At 58.7% G+C, this 16,671-nt stretch carries 16 protein-coding genes; 12 read left to right on the top strand and 4 right to left on the bottom strand.

Annotated features, from left to right (window positions below):
• Positions 1-2: 2 nt before the first annotated feature.
• Positions 3-1,628, top strand: a complete 1,626-nt coding sequence (locus tag GSVR_RS11140) for a nitrogen regulation protein NR(II) (protein WP_173200573.1) — start codon at positions 3-5, stop codon at positions 1,626-1,628.
• Positions 1,629-1,754: 126 nt separating this feature from the next.
• A complete protein-coding gene (locus GSVR_RS11135) occupies positions 1,755-2,498 on the top strand; it encodes a hypothetical protein (protein WP_173200575.1) in 744 nt (247 codons plus the stop codon).
• A 171-nt stretch (positions 2,499-2,669) separates the two neighbouring features.
• On the opposite strand, the gene GSVR_RS11130 is transcribed toward GSVR_RS11135, so the two are convergent.
• The 4 genes from GSVR_RS11130 to clpB all read right to left on the bottom strand — a co-directional run bounded on the left by GSVR_RS11130 (position 2,670) and on the right by clpB (position 7,839).
• Positions 2,670-2,879, bottom strand: coding sequence for a hypothetical protein (locus GSVR_RS11130; protein ID WP_173200577.1), 210 nt, complete (start codon positions 2,877-2,879; stop codon positions 2,670-2,672).
• 80 nt (positions 2,880-2,959) lie between these two features.
• A complete protein-coding gene (locus tag GSVR_RS11125; RefSeq protein ID WP_173200579.1) occupies positions 2,960-3,244 on the bottom strand; it encodes a chorismate mutase in 285 nt (94 codons plus the stop codon).
• A gap of 22 nt (positions 3,245-3,266) precedes the next feature.
• The gene (gene nadB, locus GSVR_RS11120) at positions 3,267-4,862 is read right to left on the bottom strand and encodes an L-aspartate oxidase (protein ID WP_173200581.1); all 1,596 of its coding nucleotides are present in this window, start codon (positions 4,860-4,862) and stop codon (positions 3,267-3,269) included.
• A 370-nt stretch (positions 4,863-5,232) separates the two neighbouring features.
• Positions 5,233-7,839 (bottom strand): ATP-dependent chaperone ClpB, encoded by a 2,607-nt coding sequence (clpB, locus tag GSVR_RS11115; protein ID WP_173200583.1) that lies wholly within the window; start codon positions 7,837-7,839, stop codon positions 5,233-5,235.
• 356 nt (positions 7,840-8,195) lie between these two features.
• Between clpB and malQ the strand changes: the two genes are divergently transcribed.
• From malQ to rpiB, 10 genes are all read left to right on the top strand, one after another.
• On the top strand, positions 8,196-9,683 hold the full coding sequence (gene malQ, locus GSVR_RS11110) for a 4-alpha-glucanotransferase (RefSeq protein WP_173200585.1): 1,488 nt from the start codon (positions 8,196-8,198) through the stop codon (positions 9,681-9,683).
• A gap of 78 nt (positions 9,684-9,761) precedes the next feature.
• Positions 9,762-10,304: a DUF177 domain-containing protein gene (locus tag GSVR_RS11105; protein WP_173200587.1), complete on the top strand. Its 543-nt coding sequence runs from the start codon at positions 9,762-9,764 to the stop codon at positions 10,302-10,304.
• 57 nt (positions 10,305-10,361) lie between these two features.
• On the top strand, positions 10,362-10,547 hold the full coding sequence (rpmF, locus tag GSVR_RS11100) for a 50S ribosomal protein L32 (RefSeq protein ID WP_173200589.1): 186 nt from the start codon (positions 10,362-10,364) through the stop codon (positions 10,545-10,547).
• A 30-nt stretch (positions 10,548-10,577) separates the two neighbouring features.
• Positions 10,578-11,615: a phosphate acyltransferase PlsX gene (plsX, locus tag GSVR_RS11095; RefSeq protein ID WP_173200591.1), complete on the top strand. Its 1,038-nt coding sequence runs from the start codon at positions 10,578-10,580 to the stop codon at positions 11,613-11,615.
• Between the two features lie 13 nt (positions 11,616-11,628).
• Positions 11,629-12,615 (top strand): beta-ketoacyl-ACP synthase III, encoded by a 987-nt coding sequence (locus GSVR_RS11090; RefSeq protein ID WP_173200660.1) that lies wholly within the window; start codon positions 11,629-11,631, stop codon positions 12,613-12,615.
• A gap of 52 nt (positions 12,616-12,667) precedes the next feature.
• Entirely contained in the window at positions 12,668-13,597 is a 930-nt protein-coding gene (fabD, locus tag GSVR_RS11085; protein ID WP_173200593.1) for an ACP S-malonyltransferase, read from the top strand.
• A complete protein-coding gene (fabG, locus tag GSVR_RS11080; protein WP_173200595.1) occupies positions 13,594-14,334 on the top strand; it encodes a 3-oxoacyl-ACP reductase FabG in 741 nt (246 codons plus the stop codon). Before fabD ends, fabG begins: the two co-directional genes overlap by 4 nt.
• Positions 14,335-14,502: 168 nt before the next feature.
• Entirely contained in the window at positions 14,503-14,736 is a 234-nt protein-coding gene (acpP, locus tag GSVR_RS11075) for an acyl carrier protein (RefSeq protein ID WP_173200597.1), read from the top strand.
• Between the two features lie 89 nt (positions 14,737-14,825).
• Positions 14,826-16,058, top strand: coding sequence for a beta-ketoacyl-ACP synthase II (gene fabF, locus GSVR_RS11070; protein WP_173200598.1), 1,233 nt, complete (start codon positions 14,826-14,828; stop codon positions 16,056-16,058).
• A gap of 162 nt (positions 16,059-16,220) precedes the next feature.
• Positions 16,221-16,667, top strand: a complete 447-nt coding sequence (gene rpiB / locus GSVR_RS11065) for a ribose 5-phosphate isomerase B (RefSeq protein ID WP_173200600.1) — start codon at positions 16,221-16,223, stop codon at positions 16,665-16,667.
• Positions 16,668-16,671 lie beyond the last annotated feature (4 nt).

The following is a 16,671-nucleotide window of genomic DNA, read 5'->3' as shown; positions in this document are numbered from 1 at the left end:
GCATGGGTCCTGAACGGAGGCTCCGCCTCTTCATATACGCCAGGATCCTGGTGGCATTCCTGTTCCTGGCTTCCACCGTCTTTCTCAACCTGAACGAGCCCAAGGCCGTCGACGATTCGTCCTATGTAGCGATGGTACGGCTGGTGGGCTTTTCCTTTCTGTTCTCGGCTCTCTCCTACTTTTTCCTCAAGTTCCAGCGGTTCCGCCTTTTTATTACCCATTTGCAGACGATCTGGGATCTTCTGTTCGTGACGGTGCTGCTGCTGTTTACCGGCGGTGTCACCAGCCCTTACTCCTTTCTCTACCTGCTCTCGATCATGAGCGCCGGTGTCATGCTGCGCCGCAAGGATGCCATTCAGACCGCCTCTCTGTGCGGCATTCTGTACGGCGCAATCGTCGATTTCCAGTACTTCGGGCTGCTCGCTCCGATCGGGCTCAGCCAGGCCGCTGCCCTGCAGCTCGGCCCCATGCGCCTCTTTTACAACATCTTCCTGAATCTGATGGGATTCTATCTGGCAGCCTTCATCACCGGATACCTGTCCGTTCTTGCCGAAGAGAGCGAAGAGGCCTTTCGTGCCAAAAGCATCAATTATGACGAACTGGAGCAGTTGAGCAGCACGATTGTCTCCAATGTTGAGAGCGGCCTCCTGACGGTTACTCCGGAAGGCAGGATCCGGGTCTTCAACCGTTACGCAGAGGAACTGACCGGCAAATCCCAGGCAGATGTCTACGACCTTCCCCTGCAGGAGGTCCTGCCTGCCATGGCCAGCGTCATCGAAGACGCCAGCGGAGTCAGCAATGGCGAGTTCGCCTGCGAAGGCCCCCGGGGTGGGAACATGATCCTGGGCTACAGTGCCGTCCCTTTCAATGGCCTGCTGGGGGAGAGGGCAGGAACCATCCTGAATTTCAAGGATCTTACCTCGATCAAGGAGATGGAACAGGCCTTGAAGCGCAGGGAAAGATTAGCGACCCTGGGTGAGCTTTCCGCCAGAATGGCCCATGAAATCCGCAATCCGCTGGCAGCCATGACCGGTTCAGTCCAACTGCTGGTCGAGCACGGTTCCATCGTGGAAAGCGATCAGCGGCTCCTGGCGATCATTCTCAGGGAGGCGGACCGGTTAAACCTGCTCATCGATGAATTTCTGAGTTACGCACGCCCGGCCCCCCCGCACAAGCAGCCGATCGAACTGCGAGAACTGATCGAGGATCTGAGGCTGCTGCTCGCTGCTGACCGGCGCTTCGGCGGTGTTGCCATCGCCAACCTGGTCCCGGCCGCCCTAACCGTACATGCCGACGAAAACCAGGTGCGCCAGGTGCTGATCAACCTGTTGCACAATGCCGCTGAAGCGAGCCGGCATGACGGCAGCGTCGAAATAGAGGCTTCTCTGCAGAACGGCGGCCTGGGCGCAGAGGCCCCGGTCACCCGGATCTCGGTCACCGACAACGGTCCGGGGTTGTCCGATGAAGCGATGCTTCACCTGTTCGAACCGTTCTGGACCACAAAGCCCTCCGGCACCGGCCTGGGCCTGGCCATTATCTATCGCATCATCGAAGGCCATGGCGGTTGCATCAAGGTCGAATCGCCCCTTGCCGGCGGCTGCCGCTTCACGATCATGCTGCCCGCCTGATGCCGGATGGCGCCGCAGATGGCACGGCCCGGCCGCAGGAAGCGGAGGATCGAGCCCCGGCATGATCTATGTCAACTGCAATGTTCCAACTACTGTATCCGTGCACTTTGATGCCAAGGGGGTTCCATGCGGGACGGTTTTCGCACAAGAAACATTCTGCTGCTTTCTCTGGCGGTCGTGTCGACCGGTCTCTACCTGATCGACTATTTCATCATTGGCAATGCCCGCGATCTGGCAGCCAGTTTCATCGGAAACCTGGCCTTCCTGCCGCTGTACGTGATGCTGGTGACCATGATGGTCGAGCGGATCATGCGTGAAAGGGAACGTCAGACCATCATGCGCAAGCTGAACATGGTGATCGGCGTATTCTTCAGCGAAGCGGGCAACCATCTGCTGAAAGAGCTGTCGGCCTGCGTCAGCATCAGCGGACAGGTGCGACAGGAACTGCTGGTGAGCGGGCAGTGGGGAGAGGCGGATTTCCGGCGGGCACTGGCGTTTCTCACATCCCACGACCTGCAGATGGACTGCAGGTGCTGCGACATTGGGGATCTCAAGGAGTTCCTGATGTCCAAACGCAGCTTTATGGTCGGTCTGCTGGAGAACCAGAATCTGCTGGAACACGAGCAGTTCACCGAACTGCTGTGGGCGGTCTTCCACCTGATGGAAGAACTGGAGGCCAGACGTTCTTTCGACGGCATGCCCCACACCGATGTGGAACACATCAACGGCGACATCAAACGCGCCTTCGGCTATCTTTCACACGCCTGGGTCCTGTATATGAAGCATCTCAAGCAGGACTATCCCTATCTGTTCTCCCTGGCGGTGCGGATGAATCCGATGATCGAGCATCCTGACCCGCAGGTGTGCTGACAGGGGGAAAGCCTCGGGTATGGTGAGGTACGTGACTTATGCTTGGTGGGAGCGGACGCACGGCCCGCGGGTTAGGGAGGGGAGGGCGCTGCCGGGGGATTCCATATCGGGGAGCGGTACGGACGGCAGCGCCAGATCGGTGCTTTCTGAAAAGAGGAAATGCCCCACGGCTCAATCATCCTTTTTGATTCTCACCACCTGGCTCACCCCGGACATTGCCTCGATTTCCTGGTCGTTCAGCGTTTCAGTATCGCCGATGACCCCGATGATGGTGCGGTTGGCTCCCGTAGACTGATGGATGTCAAAGTCGCGGGTAATCAGGTATTCTTTGATCCGGTCCAACGCCTCTTCCGGAGCATGTTTCTTCATTATGATCAACATCTTGTATAGCCCTCCCTGATCCATAACTTTTAAAAAATTTCGACCAAACCTTCCCCTGAAAGGAACCAGGGCCTCGGCCTTTACTGGGCTTCCTCGTCGGCATGAGACATGATGCGCTCCAGCCGGCGCGATTCGTCGACCACACGCTCGAACAGACGGACAATGGCGCCGTCATCCAGCGGACCGGGATTCTCTTCCTTCATACGCGCAAAAATCCGTTTCTCCCGCGCCGGATCGAACACCGGAAGATTGAGTCCCTTCTTGAGATGGCCGATCTCCAAAGCCAGACGTGCCCGCTCGTTGAAGATCCGCAGCAGCACATCATCCAGCAGGTCGATTCGTTTTCTTGTTTCGTTGATATCCACAGTCGGCTCCCGGGTATGGGTTTCAAAAACGTTTCTTTATGAAGGTGTCTTTTTTGCCGGAAACATCGTCACGCTCGGGGTGATCGATGGTGTAGTGCAGCCCCCGGGATTCCTTACGCATCTGGGCGCAGGTAACGATCAGTTCCGCAACGGTGGCAATGTTACGCAGCTCCACCAGATCGGAGGTGATGATGAAGTTCCAGTAATATTCCTCGATCTCGTCCTGAATCAGCTTGATGCGGCGCATGGCGCGCGCCAGGCGTTTATCGGACCGTACGATGCCGACATAATTCCACATGCTTCTGCGGATTTCGTCCCAGTTCTGGGAAACCACGACCATTTCGTCGCTGTTGGTGGCAGTGCCCGAATCCCACTCCGGCAGTGCCGGCCGTTCGTTCTTCAGCAACTGGAGCGCCTGGACCGAATGACGGTAGGCACGGCCGGCATAGACCGCGGCCTCAAGCAGCGAGTTGCTGGCCAGCCGGTTGGCGCCGTGCAGCCCGGTAAAGGCAGTCTCCCCGATGGCATACAGACCGGGGATGTCGGTTTCGGCGTCCATGTTGACCGCAACGCCGCCGCACAGGTAATGGGCGGCCGGTACCACCGGCAGCCATTCCTTGGTCATATCCAGGCCGAATTCCATGCAAGTCTGGTAAATGTTGGGAAAGCGGCTGCGTACGAAATCGGCCGGCTCATGGGTGATGTCCAGAAAGACGCAGTCGTCGCCGCTGGTCTTCATCTCGTTGTCGATGGCACGCGCCACGATGTCGCGCGGTGCCAGGTCTTTCAGCTTGTGATACTTCTCCATGAAGGCCGTGCCGTCGCGGCGCCGCAGGATGGCACCCTCACCGCGCACCGCCTCGGAGATCAGGAACGACCTGGCCAGGGGATGGAACAGGGTAGTGGGGTGAAACTGCATGAATTCCATGTTTGCAATGGTCGCTCCGGCCCGGTATGCCATGGCAACGCCGTCCCCTGAAGCGACATCGGGATTGCAGGTGTACAGGTAGACCTTGCCGGCGCCCCCGCTGGCCAGGAGGGTCACTTTGGCCGCAAAGGTCTTTACCCGGCCGCTGTCCTTGATGTCCAGGACATAGGCTCCCAGGCAGCGATTGTCTTCGGCTGTCTTGCTGACCTTGGCGGAGGTGATCAGATCAATGGCAATATGATGTTCATAGATCTGAATATTCCGGTGGTTGCGGACCGCCTCCACCAAGGCGCGTTCTATTTCGCGGCCGGTGATGTCTTCGGCATGCAGGATGCGGCGGGCGCTGTGTCCCCCCTCGCGGGTCAGATCGTAGCTTTCGCCGCTGGTGGTGAATTTGACCCCCCATTCGATCAGGTTTTTGATGGTCTGGGGGCCTTCCTCCACCACCATGCGCACTACGTCCTCATGGCAGATGCCGGCACCGGCCACCATGGTATCTTCCATGTGGGCATCAAAGGAATCTTCGGCCGAAAAGACCGAGGCAATGCCTCCCTGGGCATACTTGGTGGCAGATTCAGTTATCTCACGTTTGGTGACAATGGCTACGCTGCCATGGTCGGCTGCCTGGAGGGCATAGGAAAGTCCGGCGATACCGCTGCCGATGACCAGAAAATCGCTGTCAATGCGCATGAGAACGTCCCTTCTGAGTCGCGTATAATTGGTGGATTATTGTCCCCGGCGGATTGATTGTCAAGCAGAGAGGCTTCCCGTCAGGATTTATGATGTTTCTCGCCTGAATCAGGTAAGCATGGCAGCCAGGGAGTGTCATGGTAGTGTGCGGTCGCTGCAGGCTGTTTCCATACATCAGGCCGGACACACTGTCTCTCATGCCTCGAACGCTGGATCTGAACAGGTGTGCGAGTGATGGTCGAAGAGTTCCTTGATTCGGAAACGACTCGGGGAAAGGGGTGAAGCTCCGGACCGCGGGCGCGGATGCAACGGCCGCGTGGCCCGGAGTGGATTGGACATGCCAGGAAAGGACAGGCGGTGATCCACGGCATCAGTTGACGTGGATCACGAGACCTCCATTCTGCAACTCGACCTGCAGCGTCGATCCCTCGGGAACATTGCCCGCTATGATTGCCCTTGCCACGCGGGTTTCCAACTCACGTTGCAGGTAACGCTTGAGCGGCCGGGCACCGTAGACCGGGTCGTACCCTGCCTCCGCGATGAAACGCAGGGCCTCTTCACTGATCTCCAGATTGATGCGCCGGTCCATGAGCCGGTTTCTGAGCTGTCCGATCATCAGCTCCGCGATCCGTACGATCTGGTCAAGGTTCAGCGGCTTGAACAGCACGATATCGTCCACCCGGTTGAGGAACTCGGGACGGAAAGCGCCCCGCAGTTCTCGCATGACGTTGTGGCGCGCCTCCTCGCGGATTTCGCCCGAAGGGGTGATCCCTTCGATCAGATACGGGGCGCCGATGTTGGAGGTCATGATGACGACCGTATTCTTGAAGTTGACCGTACGCCCCTGGCTGTCGGTCACCCGGCCGTCATCCAGGATCTGCAGCAGGATGTTGAACACGTCGGGATGGGCCTTTTCAATCTCGTCGAACAGCAGGACGCAGTAAGGTTTGCGGCGCACCGCTTCGGTCAGCTGCCCCCCCTCCTCGTAGCCGACATAACCGGGAGGGGCGCCGATCAGCCGCGAAACGGCGAACTTCTCCATGTATTCGGACATGTCGATGCGTACCATGTTCTCCTCAGAGTCGAACAGGGAAGAGGAGAGGGTGCGCGCCAACTCGGTCTTGCCGACTCCGGTGGGACCGAGGAATATGAACGAGCCGATGGGGCGGTTGGGGTCCTTGATGCCCGAGCGCGCCCTCAGGACGGCATCGGCCACCAATTGCACCGCCTCGTCCTGGCCGATCACCCGTTGATGCAGGATATCCTCCAGCCTCAGGAGCTTCTCGCGCTCGCCTTCCACCAGCCTGGTGACCGGGATGCCGGTCCAGCGGGACACGATCTCGGCGATTTCCTCCTCCGTAACCTCTTCGCGCAGCAGCTTATGCCCCCCCTGTTTGGCTGCCAGGGCCTCCTCCTCGTTCCTGAGGGCGGTTTCCAGACCGGGCAGTTCGGAGTACTTCAATTTCGAGGCCTGCTCCAAATTATAGGTGCGCTCGGCCTGTTCGATATCGCGGCGGGTCTTCTCGATCTGCTCTCTCAGGGCCTGGACGCGCTGGATGGCTACCTTTTCGGTGTCGTACTGGGCCCGCATGGCGGCAGCCTTTTCCTTGTCGGTTGCCAGCTCCCGGCGCAAGGTCTCCAGTCGCTCTTGACTGGCCGGATCCTTTTCCTTTTTAAGGGCCTGCTCCTCGATCTCCAATTGCATCACCCGGCGGGAGATGGCATCCAGCTCGGCCGGTAGGGAATCGATGTCGGTGCGCAGCATGGCGCAGGCTTCGTCCACCAGGTCGATGGCCTTGTCAGGCAGGAAACGGTCGGTTATGTAGCGGTTGGAAAGGCCGGCAGCCGCCACCAGTGCATTGTCCTGGATCTTGACGCCGTGATGGACCTCGAAGCGTTCTCTCAGGCCCCGCAGGATCGAGACGGTATCCTCCACGGTGGGCTGTTCCACCAGCACCGGCTGAAAACGGCGCTCCAGGGCGGCATCTTTTTCGATGTGCTTGCGGTATTCGTCCAGGGTGGTTGCGCCAATGCAGTGCAGCTCCCCCCTGGCCAACATCGGTTTGAGCATGTTGCCGGCATCCATGGCCCCCTCGGCCTTGCCGGCACCTACAATTGTGTGCAATTCGTCGATAAAGAGGATGATGCGCCCTTCTCCCTGCTTGACCTCGTTCAGCACCGCCTTGAGGCGTTCCTCGAATTCTCCGCGGTACTTGGCGCCGGCAACCAGGGCCCCCATATCAAGGGCAAAGACGGTCTTGTCCTTCAGCCCCTCGGGCACGTCGCCGCGTACGATCCTCTGGGCCAGCCCCTCCACGATGGCGGTCTTGCCTACGCCTGGCTCGCCGATCAGCACCGGGTTGTTCTTTGTTTTGCGGGAAAGGATGCGGATCACCCGGCGGATGTCCTCATCGCGGCCGATGACCGGATCGAGCTTGCCGCTGTGGGCCATCTTTACCAGGTCCCGGCCGTACTTTTCCAGGGCTTCGTAACTGGCCTCCGGAGTGGCGGAAGTGACCCGCTGGTTGCCGCGCACGTCGGTCAGGGCGGCCAGCAGCTTCTCCCGGTCGACCCCGGCCTGTTTCAGAATGCGGCCCACAGGGGTCTTCTCTCCCTGGGCCAGCAGTGCAATCAACAGATGTTCGACCGAGACATATTCGTCCTTGAGCCGTTTAGCCTCATTTTCGGCAGCCACGAGAATTCGCGAGAGTCTCTGGGAAACGTAGATCTTGCCGGGCTCGGCGCCGGGGCCGGAAACCCGGGGCAGGCGCTCCAGCTCCTTTTCGACCTCGTTTTTCAGCGCCTCGGGGTGTATGTCCATGCGCGCCAGCAGGCGCGGCACCAGCCCTTCGGCCTGCTCCAGCAACGCCCACAGCAGGTGTTCACCGTCCACCTCCACATGTCCGTAGGTGACCGCCTTGTTTTGCGCCTCGGCAAACGCTTCCTGGGATTTCTGCGTCAGTCTGTTGAAGTCCATATGGTTTTCCCCGCTTTAAATAATGTGCCTTATTTTTCTAGATAAGCACCGCGCCAAGCAAAGTCAAGGTTCGCTACGTCCTGCATCTGTGCTGCCGGACTGTAGGGACGCCTGAAAGAAGCCGGGGCCCGACCGTCGCCGGGCTGCGGCGGTTGCTTAATCCGCCGGCCCTCCGCTGAGAGGCTTCATGCCGGGGAAATGCAAAGGCAGAGGCCTTTCAGGCGTCCCGGCAGGGAGGCAGCACGGATGCAGGACGCCCACACAGTCAAAAGAGGCGATGAATTTGATTGCAATGCCGCTATGAGGTATGTTTAAACAACGGACTGAAGACTCACACTGGTCCGGGGAGGCATCAGATGTTACAGCGACGAAGTTGCGGCGTTCTGCTTCATCCCACATCGCTTCCGGGAGCCGGCGGCATTGGCACGCTGGGTGCCGATGCGCGGCGGTTTGTGGATCTGCTGTCCGCCATGGGCATGTCGTTCTGGCAACTTCTTCCCCTGACTCCCCCTGCCTGCGGCAATTCCCCGTACTCCGCATTTTCGGCCTTCGCGGGCAACCCGCTGCTGATCGATCTGAGCCAACTCGTCGCCGAGGGGGATCTGCCGCGCGGCTTCCGCAACAAGACCTTCTCCGACGATGTCGTGCAGTTCGATAAGGTATGTTCGTTCAAATTTGCCGCGCTCAGGCAAGCGGCCGCAGCCTTCTTTGCCGCAGGCGAAACCGTCAGGATGAAGGAGTTCTGGCATTTTTGCGATACCACCCCCTGGCTGCACGACTACGCCCTTTTCATGGCACTGAAGCACCACCATCACGGCGTGAGCTGGCATAAGTGGCCCTCCGACGTAGCCCTGCTCAAACCGGGGGCATACGAAGCCGCTTCAGTGGAGTTGGGCCCTGAGATCGGGGTGCAGAAATACATGCAGTGGCAGTTTTACCGGCAATGGCAGTCATTGCGGGACTATGCCGCTGACCGGCACATCTCCTTCATCGGGGATATTCCCATCTTCGTGGCCTACGATTCAGTCGATGTGTGGCGCAACCGCAGCATCTTCCTGCTCGACGCCAAGGGGCGGCCGACGGTCGTGGCGGGTGTACCGCCGGATTATTTCAGCACAACGGGCCAGCTCTGGGGCAATCCGCTCTATGACTGGGACCGGCTGGAGCAGCAGGGTTATGATTGGTGGATCGACCGCTTCCGGCATCTGTTCTCCCAGTTCGATGGGGTACGGGTGGATCATTTTCGCGGCTTCGAGGCAGCCTGGCATGTTCCGGCGGACCACAAGACCGCAGAGCAGGGGACATGGGTCAAAGGGCCGGGGTATCCCTTTTTCGAAGCGGTTCACGCCGCCCTGGGTCGCGTCAGCATCATTGCCGAGGATCTGGGAGTTATCACTCCCGAGGTGGAGGCATTGCGTGACAGATGCGACTATCCGGGGATGAAGATCCTCCAGTTCGCCTTTGATTCGGGACCGGACAATTACTATCTGCCCCATAACCATATCCGCAACTGTATCGTCTACACCGGCACCCACGACAACGACACCACCCTGGGATGGTTCGACAGCCTTTCCCCGACGCAGCGCCACGACGTGTGCGAGTATATCGGCAGCTCCGGTCACGAAGCCGTGGGAGCCATCCTGCGCCTGGCGCTGATGTCGGTCGCGAACACCGTCATCCTTCCGTTCCAGGACCTGCTCGGCCTCCCCTCGGAGGCCCGCATGAACCTGCCCGGCACCTCCAGCGGCAACTGGGGCTGGCGCTTTTCCTGGGGCATCGTTCCCCGCCATCTGGGACCTTCTCTGGCCGAGATGCTGGAGCGGTACGGCCGCTTGAAATCCTAGGAATTCAAAACTATTGACAAATAACATGCATTGAATATACTTGTGTGCTTTGTATTTTATTTAAACGGATGCGCAGCGATGAAGATAGTTGTCGATCATATCAAGGAAAAACCGCTTGTCCTCAAAAACGAGGATGATATCCAGGCATTTCCCGTGCTTGACAGGCTGCAGTCTGATGGTGACTGTACCTTCACCGGCCCGGTGCGCTCCGATATCACGGTAAGCCGGGAATATGACCATATCCGGATCGCGGGCCGGGTTTCCGCCCCGATCAGACTGACCTGCTCGCGGTGTCTTGAAGCGTACGATTCTGCCGTTGACTCGAATTTCTCGATCTTCTTCCGCAAGGGAACTCCCGAAGAAGTTCCAGTCGAGGATGAGGTCGAGCTCAACGAACAGGACCTGATCTCCGGAACCTACAGCGGCGATGAAATCGACCTGACCCATGAAATCGAGGAGCAGGTCGCCATGGAGATTCCTCTCAAGCCGTTGTGCAGCGAGAATTGCAAAGGGTTATGCTCAACCTGCGGGACCGATCTCAATCGCGGCAGTTGCACCTGCTCCCGCGAACAGATAAATTTCAAATTCAGCGCGCTCAAAGATTTCAAAGTATCCCGGTAACCAGATAACACAACAGGGTGGCGGCCTGCGTCGATCCACCGAAAAAGGAGAAATACCATGGCGGTACCCAAGAAAAAGACCTCCAAGTCACGCAAGAACATGAGAAGAGCACACGACTTCCTGACAGCCCAGTCAGTTTCGGTCTGCCCCCAGTGCAAGTCCCCCAAGCTGCCGCACCGCGTCTGCCCGAGCTGTGGCACCTATAAGGGTAAAACCGTTCTCGATCTCTCCCAAGCTCAATAAATCAGCGTCTCCGTGTCTTTACGAGAGGTGATGAGAGTTGCTGTCGACGCTATGGGCGGCGACAATGCCCCGGCCGTAGAGGTCGGTGGCGCTGTCGCGGCCTGTCGTGAATTCGGCATTCCCGTAACACTGGTGGGGGACCGGTCGCGGCTCGAGCAGGAGCTGTCCCGGCACGCTGCGGACAAGCTCGACATCGATATCTTTCATGCCAGCGAAGTGATCGGCATGCACGATTCGGCGTCGGACGCGGTGCGCAAGAAAAAGAACTCCTCCGTGCGTGTGGCCTTTGACCTGGTCAAGGAGGGCAAGGCCTGCGCCGCTGTCAGCGCCGGCAACTCCGGCGCCACCATGGCAGCAGGAATGTTCGTGCTCAAGCGCATCCAGGGCATCGAGCGGCCCGCCATCGCGCAGATTTTTCCCACCCTCAAGGGACAGACACTGGTGCTCGATGTCGGCGGCAATGTCGATTGCAAGCCGCTGCACCTGGTCCAGTTCGCCATCATGGGCGAGGTCTATGCCCGGTATGCCATGGGAATCGCCAATCCTTCGGTGGGGCTGCTCTCCAACGGCGAGGAGGATTCCAAGGGCAATGAACTGACCCGGGAAACCAATGCCATTCTGCGTAATACCTCACTGAATTACGCCGGGTATGTGGAAGGGCGCGACATCTTCAAGGGCTCGGTGGAGGTGGTGGTCTGCGACGGCTTTGTGGGGAACGTTGTCCTCAAGTCCTCGGAAGGTCTGGCCGATGCCGCTGGCCACATGCTGAAGCAGGAAATCCTCAAAAGCTGGGTTTCCAAGCTGGGATACCTTTTTGTGCGCGGTGCCTTCAACCGTTTCAAAAAGATCGTCGACTATGCCGAATATGGCGGAGCGCCGCTGCTGGGGATCAACGGTGTCGGCATGATCTGTCATGGCGGCTCCAATGTGAAAGCCATCAAGAATGCCGTCCGTTTTGCGCATGAATATGCCCGGAGCGGCGTGACCGAGCATGTTGCGGAAAAACTCACCGAAAACATCGCTGTTTCGGGGCAACGCGACCATCTCAACTCGCAGGCGGCTGTATAACATGAACACACCCATGCCACGTGCACGGATCATCGGCACCGGTTCGGCACTGCCCGAACGGATCCTCACCAACCACGATCTCGAACGGACGCTCGATACCAACGACGAGTGGATCACTACCCGGACCGGCATAAAGCAGCGCCGCATTGCTGCCGAAGGGCAATTTACCTCGACCTTCGCCGTTGAGGCCTCACGGCGTGCCCTAGCCATGGCAGGTGTCGATGCCGCAGAGCTCGACCTGATCGTACTGGGTACCGTTACCCCCGATTTCCCCTTTCCAGCCACTGCCTGCATTGTTCAGCACGAAATCGGCGCTGTCAGGGCCGCTGCCTTTGACCTTTCCGCAGCCTGTTCCGGCTTTGTCTACGGCCTCTCCATTGCTGACAAGTACATCCGCATGGGCATGGCCCGGAAAGCGCTGGTGATCGGCGCCGAAGTGCTGTCCCGCGTTGTCGACTGGACCGACCGCAATACCTGCATTCTGTTCGGAGACGGGGCCGGCGCTGCGATTGTCGCGGCCAACACGGACGATGACAACGGCATCCTGTCGACCCACATTTTCAGCAACGGCTCGTTCTGGAACACGCTCTATCAGCCGGGATGCGGGAGCAGGAACCCGGCCGGCAACGACCGTACCATCGAGGATCGTCTGTTCTTCATCAAAATGGACGGGAATGACGTGTTCAAGCACGCTGTCCGCGGCATGGACGAAGCGGCCAGTGCCGCCCTGGCCGCGAACGGCATGTCTGCCGCCGATATTTCCCTGTTCATTCCCCATCAAGCCAATCGCCGGATCATCGATGCCACCAGCAAACGCCTGGGATTGTCCGAGGACAAGGTATTCGTGAATCTGCACAACTACGGCAATACGTCTGCCGCGTCCATTCCGATCGCCCTGGACGAAGCCAATCGCGCCAATCGCATCAAGAAGGGGGACCTTGTCCTGCTGGATGCCTTTGGCGGCGGCTTCACCTACGGTTCGGCCCTGATGCGGTGGTAAAAGCGGCAGCGAACGTAAATATTACTATTCAGCGGCACGGAAGGAACGTGAAATGAGCACAGCATTTATTTTCCCCGGGCAGGGGTCCCAATACCCCGGCATGGGCAAGGAACTCGCCGACGCCTTCCCGGCAGCCCGCCAGATCTTCGAGGAAGCCGACGACGCACTCGGGCTGAAACTTTCCGCCATCTGCTTTGGCGGCAGCGAGGAAGAGCTGAAGCTGACCGCCAATACCCAGCCCGCCATCCTGACAACCAGCATTGCCGTCCTCAAGGTTGTGGAACAGGAAACCGGCCTGAAAGCTGCCTGTCTTGCCGGGCATTCCCTGGGCGAATATTCCGCGCTGGTCTGCTCCGGCGCACTGGCCTTTGCCGATGCAGTCCGTACGGTTCGGGCGCGCGGCACCTTTATGCAGGAAGCGGTGCCGGTCGGCACCGGCACCATGGCAGCCATGCTAAGCATCGAGCAGGATGTGCTAGAAGATATCTGCCGGGAAGCGGCACAGGGAGAGGTCGTCTCCCCCGCCAACTTCAATTCTCCGGGACAGATTGTCATTGCCGGCCATACCAGTGCGGTCAATCGGGCCATTGAAATCGCCAAGGCACGCGGCTTCAGGAAGGCCATGCTGCTGCCGGTCAGCGCCCCCTTCCACTGCGCCCTGATGCAGCCTGCTGCCGACCGCCTGGCCGGCGTGCTCGACAGCATTACGGTCAGCGACATGAAACTGCCGGTAATCGCCAATGCCACTGCAACAGCCAATGCGGACACAACGCAAGTGCGGCCGCTGCTGGTGACCCAGGTTTGCGCTCCGGTGCGCTGGGAACAGTCGGTCGTTGCCATGGCTGCCGCAGGCATCACCTCGTTTGTCGAGATCGGCCCGGGCAAGGTATTGGGCGGCCTGGTGAAACGCATCACCAAGGACGTTTCCATTTCCAACATCGAAGATATCGCAGGCATCAAGGCAGCGGAGGGGAGGGCATGATGCTCAAGGAAAGAGTTGCGCTCGTTACCGGCGCCTCACGCGGCATCGGCCAAGCCGTTGCGCTGAAACTGGCTGCCGAGGGAGCCTTCGTCATTGCCACCGCCACCTCGGAAAGCGGGGCAGCAGGCACGGTGGAGGCGATTATCGCCCAAGGTGGTGCAGGCAGGGCCGAAAAGCTCGATGTGGCTTCCGCAGCGGAGGTTGAAGCGCTTTTCAAGAAGATCGTCACTGATTTCGGCCGGATCGACATCCTGGTCAACAATGCCGGGATCACCAGGGACGGTCTGCTGATGCGCATGAAGGAAGAAGACTGGGATGCCGTACTCGATACGAATCTCAAGGGTGCCTTTCTCTGTACCCGTGAGGCATCCAAGGTCATGACCAAGGCCCGCTACGGCCGGATCGTCAACATCAGCTCCGTGGTCGGAGAGATGGGCAATCCGGGCCAGGTCAACTACTGCGCCAGCAAGGCCGGCATGTTCGGCATGACCAAGTCCGCCGCACGTGAACTGGCCAAGCGCAATGTCACGGTCAATGCCGTGGCCCCCGGCTTCATCGAAACCGACATGACGGCGGAACTGCCGGAAAAGGTGCGCGAATCGCTTCTGCAGCAGATCCCGCTTGAGCGATTCGGCGCAACCGAGGACATCGCCAATGCGGTGTTCTACCTGGTTTCACCGCTGTCTTCCTATGTGACCGGACAGATACTTTCGGTCAACGGTGGAATGTACATGTAATGCGGGTCCGGATCGTACCGCTGCTTTGCCTTTGCAGCTCTGGTACGGACTTTGGCTCTCCGCGGCACTGAAAATATCAATTGACTTTTGATTGTTTCATGACTTAATTAGCTAAACGTCTATCGACTGAGAAACCTGAACAGGGTTTACATCACACGGAGGTGAAAGATGTCTGACATTGCAAAACGCGTTAAGGAAATTGTAGCCGAGCAGCTGGGTGTGGAAGAATCTCTGGTCGTACCCGAGGCCTCCTTTATGGACGATCTGGGCGCCGACTCTCTGGATACCGTCGAACTGGTAATGGCCCTTGAAGAAGAATTCGACATTGAGATTCCGGATGAGGATGCCGAAAAGATCCAGTCGGTAAACGACGCCATCGAATACATCACCGAGCACAGCTGAGAAAACGGCGTGCCAGTCAGAATGGGAGGGGGGAGCTACTCCCCTCTTTCCATTTCTACCCTTAAACATCAGTCCGGGAGTCACAGATCATGAGAAGAGTCGTAGTTACTGGCGTCGGCGCAGTGTCGCCGCTTGGAACAGGAAACGCTGCCAACTGGGATGCACTGATCAGCGGCACCTCCGGTATCGGCACAATCACCCGTTTCGACGCGACCGAAATGCCGGTCAGGATAGCCGGCGAAGTCAAAGGCTTTAATCCCGAAGACTTCATCGACAAAAAAGAGATCAAGAAAATGGATCTCTTCATCCAATATGCTCTCGGTGCCGCGCATTTTGCCATGGCCGATTCCGGTCTCGTCATTGACGAGAACAACGCGGAACGCGTCGGCGTTTTGGTCGGTGCCGGTCTGGGCGGTCTTCCGGCCATCGAGAAATATCACCAGGCGCTGCAGGAGGGTGGCTACAAGAAGATCTCGCCGTTCTTCATCCCGATGCTGATCATCAACCTTGCGCCGGGGCACATCTCCATCAAATACGGTGCCAAGGGTCCCAACGTTTCATCGGTTTCGGCCTGTGCAACAGCAACTCACTCCATCGGCGACGCCTATCACATCATCAAGCGGGGCGATGCCGACGCCATGATCGCCGGCGGCACCGAATCGACCGTGACGCCGCTCGGCATCGGCGGATTTTCCGTCATGAAGGCGCTCTCGGACCGCAATGACGATCCCGCAGCAGCTTCCCGTCCGTTCGACAAAAATCGGGATGGTTTTGTCATGGGGGAGGGGGCCGGTATCCTCGTGCTTGAGGAATACGAAGCTGCCAAGGCACGCGGTGCCAAGATCTACGGCGAGATAGTAGGATATGGCCTGACCGGCGATGCCTACCATCTGACTGCTCCGGCCCCGGGTGGCGAAGGGGCTGCCCGCTGCATGAAGATGGCCCTCAAGAACGCCGGAGTCAATCCTGAACTGGTCTCCTACGTCAACGCCCACGGCACATCCACTCCGCTGGGGGATATGTACGAAACGCAGGCAATCAAGACCGTGTTCGGCGACCATGCCAAAAACATGCTGGTTTCATCGACCAAGTCCATGACCGGCCATTTGCTGGGTGCCGCCGGTGGTGTGGAAGCGGTCTTCACCCTGATGGCCATGGATAAGGGTATCGTGCCGCCGACCATCAACTACAGCGAACCCGATCCCGAATGCGATCTCGATTACGTGCCCAATACGGCCCGCGAAGCAAAGATCGAATATGCCATGAGCAACAACTTCGGCTTCGGCGGTACCAACGCCACCCTGTTGTTCAGGAAGATTTAAGTGATTGTTGAAATTTTCAGGTTGTTCAAAAATGGGTAGATCGTCGCATCCCCGCAGGAAGTCCCGCGGAGGCGTAGCAGCGCTACACCGCACAAGGTGACTGACGAGGACGGCGGCGAGATGCCCGTTTTTCAACAATCTTTTAAAGGACGGAGACCGAACATGCTTGTCATCGGCAGCGATCACGGCGGCCTGAACCTCAAGGCAGCGTTGAAAGAATACCTCGCGCAACGGAAAGTTGAAGTGGCTGACGCGGGCACCCAGACTAACGACTCGGTCGATTATCCCGAGTTCGGCCTCAAGGTGGCCGAGATGGTGGTCAGCGGTTCTGCCGAGCGCGGCATTCTCGTCTGTGGAACCGGAATCGGCATGTCCATTGCCGCCAACAAGGTGCCCGGCATCAGGGCGGCACTGGTGACCGATCCCTTCATGGCACGTATGGCAAAGGAGCATAACAACGCCAATATCCTGGTGCTGGGTGGCCGTGTACTGACCGAACAGCAAGCCTGTGAACTGGTCGGCGCCTGGCTGGACGCCTCCTTTGAAGGGGGACGCCATCAGGGACGTCTCGACCTGATCTCGGATATCGAGAAAAAGTATTCAAAATAAGAAG

The organism is Geobacter sp. SVR (genome assembly GCF_016865365.1).
Classification (GTDB): Bacteria; Desulfobacterota; Desulfuromonadia; order Geobacterales; family Pseudopelobacteraceae; genus Pelotalea.
The sequence above is the reverse complement of the archived record's forward strand: the minus strand, read 5'-3'. Positions and strand labels throughout refer to the sequence as shown.

Bases quoted from the DNA above. Each gene is read 5' to 3' on its own strand.
- GSVR_RS11130 (WP_173200577.1), bottom strand. From the start codon at position 2,879: ATGTTGATCATAATGAAGAAACATGCTCCGGAAGAGGCGTTGGACCGG.
- fabF (WP_173200598.1), top strand. From the start codon at position 14,826: ATGAGAAGAGTCGTAGTTACTGGCGTCGGCGCAGTGTCGCCGCTTGGA.
- malQ (WP_173200585.1), top strand. From the start codon at position 8,196: ATGTTACAGCGACGAAGTTGCGGCGTTCTGCTTCATCCCACATCGCTT.
- fabD (WP_173200593.1), top strand. From the start codon at position 12,668: ATGAGCACAGCATTTATTTTCCCCGGGCAGGGGTCCCAATACCCCGGC.
- acpP (WP_173200597.1), top strand. From the start codon at position 14,503: ATGTCTGACATTGCAAAACGCGTTAAGGAAATTGTAGCCGAGCAGCTG.
- rpmF (WP_173200589.1), top strand. From the start codon at position 10,362: ATGGCGGTACCCAAGAAAAAGACCTCCAAGTCACGCAAGAACATGAGA.
- GSVR_RS11090 (WP_173200660.1), top strand. From the start codon at position 11,629: ATGCCACGTGCACGGATCATCGGCACCGGTTCGGCACTGCCCGAACGG.
- GSVR_RS11140 (WP_173200573.1), top strand. From the start codon at position 3: ATGGGTCCTGAACGGAGGCTCCGCCTCTTCATATACGCCAGGATCCTG.
- GSVR_RS11135 (WP_173200575.1), top strand. From the start codon at position 1,755: ATGCGGGACGGTTTTCGCACAAGAAACATTCTGCTGCTTTCTCTGGCG.
- rpiB (WP_173200600.1), top strand. From the start codon at position 16,221: ATGCTTGTCATCGGCAGCGATCACGGCGGCCTGAACCTCAAGGCAGCG.
- fabG (WP_173200595.1), top strand. From the start codon at position 13,594: ATGATGCTCAAGGAAAGAGTTGCGCTCGTTACCGGCGCCTCACGCGGC.
- plsX (WP_173200591.1), top strand. From the start codon at position 10,578: ATGAGAGTTGCTGTCGACGCTATGGGCGGCGACAATGCCCCGGCCGTA.
- nadB (WP_173200581.1), bottom strand. From the start codon at position 4,862: ATGCGCATTGACAGCGATTTTCTGGTCATCGGCAGCGGTATCGCCGGA.
- GSVR_RS11105 (WP_173200587.1), top strand. From the start codon at position 9,762: ATGAAGATAGTTGTCGATCATATCAAGGAAAAACCGCTTGTCCTCAAA.
- clpB (WP_173200583.1), bottom strand. From the start codon at position 7,839: ATGGACTTCAACAGACTGACGCAGAAATCCCAGGAAGCGTTTGCCGAG.